This is a genomic window from Mesorhizobium sp. M5C.F.Cr.IN.023.01.1.1 (genome assembly GCF_003997585.1).
GTDB classification, from domain to species: domain Bacteria; phylum Pseudomonadota; class Alphaproteobacteria; order Rhizobiales; family Rhizobiaceae; genus Mesorhizobium; species Mesorhizobium wenxiniae.
In genome coordinates this window covers 53,229-60,613 of the sequence record NZ_RZSU01000034.1, presented here as the reverse complement: position 1 = coordinate 60,613, position 7,385 = coordinate 53,229, and the positions used below count along the sequence as shown (strand labels likewise).

The following is a 7,385-nucleotide window of genomic DNA, read 5'->3' as shown; positions in this document are numbered from 1 at the left end:
CACCCGTGCGCGCCGCGGCCTTTGCGACTGCCGCGTTGCCGCGTCCGGCCTTGGCGAAGACCAGCGTCCGGATCGACCAGCCGAGGTCGAGCGCATCGATGACCAGCTTCAGCCCCTCGGCCATGAAGGCGTTCTGCTGGTCGCGGAATTTCTTCAGGGCGAGAGCCCTGATGTCCTTGATCAACGGATTGGCGAGGCTGGTGACCTCTTTCACCTGCCCTGGCGCGCCGGCGTGCCGCTCGCTCATCAGGCCACCCAGCGCGAGAACAGCGACGTCGACAGCGCCCGGCCGGCGGATTTCTCGCGGATGATCAGTTCGCCGGATTGGACCGTTCCGCCCATGCCTGCGAAAGTGTCGCGCATTAAGGCATGAATGGTGAAGAAGGAGGCGCGGATCGAATAGGCGGTCAGCACGACAGCAAGCGGCTTCGGCGTCAGGATCGAGCGGCAGAGGTCGGTCAGATCAGGCAGGTCCTCGAACAATTGCCAGACCTCGCCCTTGGGGCCACGGCCATAGGCGGGCGGATCGAACAGGATGATGTCGTAGCGGCTGCCGCGGCGCTCCTCGCGCTCGGCGAATTTCATGGCGTCATCGATGATCCAGCGGATCGGCTTTTGCGACAGGCCCGCCATCTCCTGGTTCTCCCTAGCCCAGCCGATCGCCTTCTTGGACGCATCGACATGGGTGACCTCGGCGCCGGCGCGCGCCGCCACCAGCGAGGCAAGGCCGGTATAGCCGAACAGGTTCAGCACTTTGACCGGTCGCTTCGCCGCCGCGATCAGCCCGGCCATGTGGTCCCAGTGCGAGGCCTGCTCGGGGAAGACGCCGACATGGCGAAACGAGGTGAAGCGGCCGAGATAGTCGATGCCGTCATGCTTCATCGGCCAGGTCTCGCCGAGCGGCGTCTTGGGGAAGCGCCAGCGGCCGATGCCTTCCTCGTCGGTGTCGCCGGTGAAAATTGCGTCGGCGCGATCCCAGTTTTCGGCCGGCAACGCTTTTTGCCAGATCGCCTGGCCTTCGGGCCGGACGATGCGATAGGGCCCGTACTGCTCGAGCTTTTGACCGGCGCCGCTGTCGAGCAGCGCATAGTCGGCGTTGGGCGCCACTTCGAGGATCAGCGGCAGGTGTTCAGCGGGCAGGGCGCCGTCGCGGCGGGAAATGACTTGCGGCGCGGCTTTCGGCTCGGTGCGGTTGCCCGATGCTGTGCCGGTTGCGCGCGGCGCCTGTTCCGCCCCGCCCTTTGCGAGCTGATGCGAGCGGCTGTCGCGGCGTTTGTCGCGAAAAGGTTTCAAGAAGAGCATCTCCGGGGCGACTTGGCCCGCTTCTGCCACAGCACATTCACCGGTGCAACAAACGCGGTCGCTGGACATTTCCGAAACGGTCAGCCGCGCCTGATCCAAAGCAGGGCGACAACCAGCGATACGAAACCGACGGCCTTGAAGCCGGCGACGATCATATGGCCGGTTTCCCAGCGCAGTCGGATCGCTTCGAAATTTTCCGGGATCGGTCCAGGCACCCAGGTGGCCAGAATATCGTTCGCCGGCTTGACGAGAGCAAACCACATCGCAAGAGACACCGCATAGAGCACGGCAGCGGCCAACGCATACCAGAACGCTGGGCGGTCATTGCGCAGCATCCATGCGAGCAGCCCCGGACAGCCGATCGCGGCCACGTCCAGTGGCGCGCCAATGACGGCAAACAGCTGGAACTGAGCGTTGAAGACAGTCGTCTCGCGCCAGAGAGAAGGTGACCACTTCGTCAGCCGAGGAGCCGATTCCAGGACATGGGCGAAGGATGGTCCAAGGCTGAGCGCCGCCATGACGGCGGCCAAGATGGACCAGAACAACAGGAACCCGCGTATCTCCATAACGCCCGAACAACGGCTCGACGCCGGAGACGTTCCCGCCGATCGGAACAGGGAGTAGGGGAGTAGGGAGTAAGTGAATAGGGGAAATATGACTGGCACGAAGCCGCACGATTGGTACGGCTTCCCTACTTCCCTACTTCCCTACTTCCCTACTTCCCTACTTCCCTACTTCCCTACTTCCCTACTTCTCAGCGCCTTGTACACCGCAATGCCGGCGGCGAGGTCTTCGAGGGCTGCGCCGACCGATTTGAACAGCGTGATCTCACCAGGGCTCTGCCGGCCCTTCTTCTGGCCGCGTGCCAATTCATGCAGGTCGGCGACGATGGCTTGCGGCTTCAGCACGCCCGAGGCCAGCGGCTGGACGATATCGCCCGCCTCCTTGGCGGCGCCTGCCCGGGTATCGACGTAGACGCGAGCACGCGCAATCGCATCGTCGTCGCTTTCGCGCATGACCGGCGTGAAGCCGCCGACCAAATCGACATGGGTTCCCGGCTTCAACAGCGCGCCCTTGATCAGCGGCGTGGTCGTGATGGTCGCCGACGAAACGATGTCGGCCTGGCCGAGTTCGGCGTCGAGATCGCTCGCGGCGGTGGCCGCCAAGCCCTCCGCGCGCAATTCCGCCGCAACCTTTTCGGCATTGGCCGGTGTGCGGTTCCAGATGCGGATGGCGGTGATCGGCCGCACCGCCGAATGCGCCCTGGCGAGGAACGGCGACAGCGCGCCGGCGCCGACCACCAGCAGCCGCTCAGCGTCCTCGCGGGCCAGATAGGAAGCGGCCAGCGCCGAGGCGCAGGCCGTGCGCCACTGCGTCAGCCGCTGGCCATCGATCATGGCTTCAGGCTCGCCGGTCGCGCCGTCGAGCAGGAGGTAAAGCCCCATCACAGCGGGTTTGCCTACGGTGTTGTTGTCGGGCGACACCGTGACGATCTTGACGCCGATATGGCCGCCTGCCGACGTGCCGGCCGCATTGAAGTCGGTCCAGGCCGGCATCAGGAGCAGCGTCGAGGCCGCGCCGTCGGGCCGTTCGACCGTATGGTGATGCCTGACCGGTTGTACCGCGCCATCGCGAAAGGCCGCGCGCAGCGTCTCGACCAGGCCGGGAAAGGTCAGCGCTTGATCGACCTCGGCCGCCGAAATGGTCAGCATGGGAAACTCCGTGGAGAGAAATACGCCTAACGCATAACCGAAAATCGTACAGCGTCCTTTGCGCGTCCCAAAGGACGTGCGGCGCTGTGTTGGCTCAGCTGGTCGGCTTCGGCAAGGCGGGGCCTTGTGGCGCAGCCGGTGCGCGGCTGACTGCCTGGCGCAGGTTTTCGGCCTCGACGCCGCGCTGGCGCGCCAGCTTGCGATAGCGGCCCTGCTTGACCCAGGTCGCCAGGCTTCCGACGATCATGCCGATGGCGAGAGCCAGGAACAGGAAGATGAAAAGCGGCAGCGTCATCGTCAGCGCCGGATTGCCGGGGTTGAACGGGTCCAGGGTGAAGGCAACCGGATCGCGGTTGGCGACGGCCAGCGCGATCAGAATGACGGCCAGCGGCACGAACACCACGATGAGCATGAAGCGATTGAACATGGAATTCCCTGTCGAAGGCGGGCTCTACCGCAGGCCTACTGAAAAGGCCGGCATGCTGCACGAGCTCGCGCGGCGCCTATTTGCCGCCGTTCAGCCTTTCACGCAATTCCTTACCGGTCTTGAAAAACGGCACCCATTTCTCCTCGACCTCGACGGATTCGCCGGTGCGCGGGTTGCGGCCGGTGCGGGCGGGGCGGTTTTTCACCGAGAAAGCACCGAAACCGCGCAGCTCGACCCGGTTGCCTTCGGCAAGCGCGTCGGTGATCTCGTCGAAAATCGCGCCGACGATGTTTTCGACGTCGCGCAGGAAAAGGTGCGGGTTGCGTGTGGCAATGATCTGCACAAGTTCGGATTTGATCATGAGAAGGCTCCCCGTGAAAACACTGCAGTCATATGAGGATGATTTTATTTGCTTTTTTCACTCGTCTCAAGGGTGCCAGACGGAAACGAGACCGTCAAGAAACAAGCGGTCGGCACCAAGTTCGTGAATGATCTCGCCGCCATAGTCGGGCAGCCCGAGCGCACTGCCAATGGTTTGCGCCATCGCTTTCGAGAACAGGAAGCCGCCGCTTTCCGCGTCCTTCCACTCCACCACCTTGAGCTTGGCGTCGACGCCCTTGGTCGCGAGCCAATCGATCGCTTCGGTCTCGCCGCCGACCGCGTCGATCAATTTGTTGGCAACAGCCTGCCGGCCGGTGAAGATCGACCCGTCGGCCAAGGCCAGTGCCTCCGGCTTGGTCATGTTGCGTCGTTCGGCGACGACGCCGACGAACCAGTCGTAGCTGTCCAGGATGAGCTTGCGGACCATGGTGCGCTCGTCGTCATTGGTCGGCTTGAAAGGCGATGGCGAGGCTTTCAACGGCGAGGATTTCACTTCCTCGAGCTTGATGCCGAGCTTGTCCATAAGGCCGCTGACGTCCGGATACTGGATCAGCACGCCTATCGAGCCGACGATCGACGATTTGCGCGCGACAATATGATCGGCCGCGGTGGCGATCATATAGCCCGCCGATGCGGCCAGCGTGCCGACCTCGGCCACCACCGGCTTCTCGGCGGCCAGCTTGCGCACTGCCTCGTATATCGATTCGCCCCCGACGGTGGTGCCGCCCGGTGAATCGATCGACAGGATCACCGCTTTCACCCTCGAGGATTGACGGATGGTCTCCAGTTGTTTGATCAGGTCTTCGTCTTCGGTGATGGTACCCTCGATCTTGACCTTGGCGATATGGTCGACCGCCGTGCCGGTGAAGTCGTCACCGTAAATCCAGCTCGAAAAGGCAATCAGCCCGGCTGCTGCGACAACAAGCGCGGCAACGCGCCAGAATGTCAGCTTGCGGCGCAAGCGGCGGCGGTCGATCAGGTCGTCGGCTCTCAGTGCCATGGTCAGCCTCATAGTCGGTGGAAGCAGATGCTTTTAAAGCAACCATCCGCGCCCGGCTACCGATTCCTGACGAGCTTGCGCCAAAGACAGGTCTCGACGTTCGCGAACCGGGGTTTCAAGAGACGTCAAGACCAATCCACAGGCCCCTAACGCTGCCCGCCTGTATCTGGTATGACATGCAAGTTGTGCCGGTTTCATTTTCGTTTGTGCAACAGCAACCGTCACACTTTTGCGGTTTTCCTCCGCTTGTGCTTGCTTGAGGGCGCCGGCATCCCACCTATAGGGGTGCTTGGCGGCAGGGGTTTAAAAGAAAGCAGTTATGTTAGCGCGACCGATCGAACCGACCAACACCGAGACGGAGTTGGCTCCCCCGGACGTAGGCCCGGCGCGGGTCGACGCCTTCGGCATTGCCCAGCGCCATTCGCGCCGCGTGCGGATATTGAAGCTGGCGGTGCCGCTGGCCGCTGCCGCGATCGCGGTCGCCTTCCCGGTCTATTCCTATCTCGCGGCGCCTGGCTCAATCCAGGTCCAGGCCGACGGCAGCGCCTTCGCCAATGGCAAGCTGGTGATGGCCAATCCCAAGCTCAACGGGTTCACCAAGCAGAAACTGCCCTATTCCATGACGGCTTTGCGCGCCATACAGGACGTGACCAAGCAAGGAATCATCAACTTGGAGGGCATCGACGCCAAGCTGCCGATATCGACCGACAATGTGGCGGCCATCAATGCCTCGCACGGCACCTATAATCGCGACGGCAACACGATGAGCCTGACCAGCGATGTCACCATAACCACCACCGATGGCTTGGCGGCAAAGTTCAAATCAGTCTTTCTCGATATGGGCAAAGGCACTATGAAGACGAACGATCCGGTCGACGTCAGCCGCGGCGGGTCGCGGATCACCGCAGAGTCGATGTCGATCCAAGACAACGGCAAGATCGTGGTTTTCGAGAACAGAGTGCGTGTCAACATCGATCCCGCCAGCTTGAAGGCGGCAGAGGCAATGAGCGGAGAATCCAATGCGGTTCAGTAGTTCGACACGGCTCATGGCCGCAGCTTCGGCGTTGCCGGCCCTTGGGTTGGCCTTGGGGCTGGTCCTGGGTTTGGGGACGGCGCCGGCTCTGGCGCAGTCCAAGGCCACCAGCCAGCTGTCGGGCCTCAAACTGTCCGGCGACAAGCCCATCCAGATCGAAAGCGATAAGCTCGAGGTCCGCCAGGCGGATAGCGTCGCGGTGTTCACAGGCAATGTAAGCGTCGTCCAGGGTCCGACCTTGCTCAAGGCCGGCAAGATGACGGTCTATTACGTCAAGGACGCCGACGCTGACGCCAAGGATGCGCAGGCCGCAGGTGCCGCGATGACCGGCTCGGCCAACATCGACCGCCTGGAGGTCGCCAACAAGGTCTATATCAAATCGGACGACCAGGTCGCCACCGGCGACAGCGGCACCTTCGACATGAAGACGGAAGTGCTGGTGCTTTCAGGCAGCAAGGTCGTGCTTTCGCAAGGTGACAATGTGCTGGTCGGCTGTAAGCTCACCGTGCAGATGAAGAGTGGCCTGGCTCAGGTCGACGCCTGCGGGGGCCGCGTGATGATGTCGATCACGCCGCCGGCGAAGTCGGGAGCGGCGAACCCCTGATGGTCGACGTAGCATCGCTGATGGCGCTTCTTCCAGGACGCGTCGCCAGCAAACTTGCGGCACCGGCCACGGTCAGCGTCGACCAGGTAAAGTTCAAGGGAACCTTGATCGCCAAGGGCCTGACCAAGAGCTACAAGGGCCGCAAAGTTGTCAGCGGCGTGACGATCGGCGTGCGCGCCGGTGAGGCGGTCGGACTGCTCGGTCCCAACGGCGCCGGCAAGACGACCTGTTTCTACATGGTCACCGGCCTTGTGCCGGTCGACGAAGGCACAATCGAAATCGATGGCTTCGATGTCACCTCGATGCCGATGTACCGCCGCGCCCGCCTCGGCATCGGCTATCTTCCTCAGGAAGCGTCGATCTTTCGCGGCTTGAGCGTCGAGCAAAACATCCGTGCCGTGCTCGAAGTGGTCGAAAAGAACCGCGAAAAGCGCGAACACAGTCTCGACGAACTGCTCGATGAGTTTCACATCAGCCATCTGCGCAAAGCCCCGTCGCTGTCGCTTTCCGGCGGCGAGCGGCGGCGCCTTGAAATCGCGCGCGCACTGGCGACCCGCCCCGCATACATGCTGCTCGACGAACCTTTCGCTGGCATAGATCCGATCGCCGTCGCCGATATCCAGCAACTCGTGCGCCATCTGACGGCGCGGGGCATCGGCGTGCTCATCACCGATCACAATGTCCGCGAGACGCTCGGCCTGATCGATCGCGCCTACATTATCCATGCCGGCCAGGTGCTGACCCATGGCCGGGCCGATGAAGTGGTCGCAAACCCGGATGTGCGGCGGCTTTATCTCGGTGAGGGATTTACACTCTAAGCGGGAAAGTTCCCCTCCAAACGCAATTTTTCGCGCGAGACGAGCCTTTTTCTCCGATTTCTCGTCCAGATAAAGCACCGACAGGCGAGTTTTGATCGCCGTCGCCTT

At 62.7% G+C, this 7,385-nt stretch carries 9 protein-coding genes and 1 pseudogene; 3 read left to right on the top strand and 7 right to left on the bottom strand.

Annotation, left to right across the window (positions count from 1 at the left end; translation table 11 throughout):
• From EOA78_RS16035 to sppA, 7 genes and pseudogenes are all read right to left on the bottom strand, one after another.
• Positions 1-247 (bottom strand): annotated as a pseudogene (locus EOA78_RS16035) (RNA methyltransferase); the annotation flags it as partial.
• The gene (locus EOA78_RS16030) at positions 247-1,293 is read right to left on the bottom strand and encodes a class I SAM-dependent rRNA methyltransferase (RefSeq protein WP_127315957.1); all 1,047 of its coding nucleotides are present in this window, start codon (positions 1,291-1,293) and stop codon (positions 247-249) included. The gene EOA78_RS16030 and the pseudogene EOA78_RS16035, both read right to left, overlap by 1 nt.
• Positions 1,294-1,382: 89 nt before the next feature.
• The gene (locus tag EOA78_RS16025; protein WP_127315956.1) at positions 1,383-1,868 is read right to left on the bottom strand and encodes a DUF1772 domain-containing protein; all 486 of its coding nucleotides are present in this window, start codon (positions 1,866-1,868) and stop codon (positions 1,383-1,385) included.
• 165 nt (positions 1,869-2,033) lie between these two features.
• Positions 2,034-3,014 (bottom strand): ornithine cyclodeaminase family protein, encoded by a 981-nt coding sequence (locus tag EOA78_RS16020; RefSeq protein ID WP_127315955.1) that lies wholly within the window; start codon positions 3,012-3,014, stop codon positions 2,034-2,036.
• A 94-nt stretch (positions 3,015-3,108) separates the two neighbouring features.
• Complete coding sequence (locus tag EOA78_RS16015; protein WP_095488390.1) at positions 3,109-3,441, bottom strand: LapA family protein; 333 nt, start codon at positions 3,439-3,441, stop codon at positions 3,109-3,111.
• A gap of 76 nt (positions 3,442-3,517) precedes the next feature.
• Complete coding sequence (locus EOA78_RS16010) at positions 3,518-3,802, bottom strand: integration host factor subunit beta (RefSeq protein WP_006200394.1); 285 nt, start codon at positions 3,800-3,802, stop codon at positions 3,518-3,520.
• A 66-nt stretch (positions 3,803-3,868) separates the two neighbouring features.
• A complete protein-coding gene (gene sppA / locus EOA78_RS16005) occupies positions 3,869-4,822 on the bottom strand; it encodes a signal peptide peptidase SppA (protein WP_127315954.1) in 954 nt (317 codons plus the stop codon).
• Positions 4,823-5,141: 319 nt separating this feature from the next.
• On the opposite strand from sppA, the gene lptC reads away from it, so the two are divergent.
• Genes lptC through lptB form a run of 3 tightly spaced genes read left to right on the top strand, consistent with a single transcriptional unit; the run spans position 5,142 to position 7,277 of the window.
• The gene (gene lptC / locus EOA78_RS16000) at positions 5,142-5,855 is read left to right on the top strand and encodes an LPS export ABC transporter periplasmic protein LptC (protein WP_065010138.1); all 714 of its coding nucleotides are present in this window, start codon (positions 5,142-5,144) and stop codon (positions 5,853-5,855) included.
• Entirely contained in the window at positions 5,842-6,459 is a 618-nt protein-coding gene (locus tag EOA78_RS15995) for an LptA/OstA family protein (protein WP_127315953.1), read from the top strand. Before lptC ends, EOA78_RS15995 begins: the two co-directional genes overlap by 14 nt.
• Positions 6,459-7,277 (top strand): LPS export ABC transporter ATP-binding protein, encoded by an 819-nt coding sequence (gene lptB / locus EOA78_RS15990; protein ID WP_127315952.1) that lies wholly within the window; start codon positions 6,459-6,461, stop codon positions 7,275-7,277. Before EOA78_RS15995 ends, lptB begins: the two co-directional genes overlap by 1 nt.
• The last annotated feature ends 108 nt before the right edge of the window (positions 7,278-7,385 follow it).

Coding starts and splice junctions, on each gene's coding strand:
- EOA78_RS16015 (WP_095488390.1), bottom strand. CDS start 3,441: ATGTTCAATCGCTTCATGCTCATCGTGGTGTTCGTGCCGCTGGCCGTC.
- EOA78_RS15995 (WP_127315953.1), top strand. CDS start 5,842: ATGCGGTTCAGTAGTTCGACACGGCTCATGGCCGCAGCTTCGGCGTTG.
- lptC (WP_065010138.1), top strand. CDS start 5,142: ATGTTAGCGCGACCGATCGAACCGACCAACACCGAGACGGAGTTGGCT.
- lptB (WP_127315952.1), top strand. CDS start 6,459: ATGGTCGACGTAGCATCGCTGATGGCGCTTCTTCCAGGACGCGTCGCC.
- EOA78_RS16020 (WP_127315955.1), bottom strand. CDS start 3,014: ATGCTGACCATTTCGGCGGCCGAGGTCGATCAAGCGCTGACCTTTCCC.
- EOA78_RS16010 (WP_006200394.1), bottom strand. CDS start 3,802: ATGATCAAATCCGAACTTGTGCAGATCATTGCCACACGCAACCCGCAC.
- sppA (WP_127315954.1), bottom strand. CDS start 4,822: ATGGCACTGAGAGCCGACGACCTGATCGACCGCCGCCGCTTGCGCCGC.
- EOA78_RS16025 (WP_127315956.1), bottom strand. CDS start 1,868: ATGGAGATACGCGGGTTCCTGTTGTTCTGGTCCATCTTGGCCGCCGTC.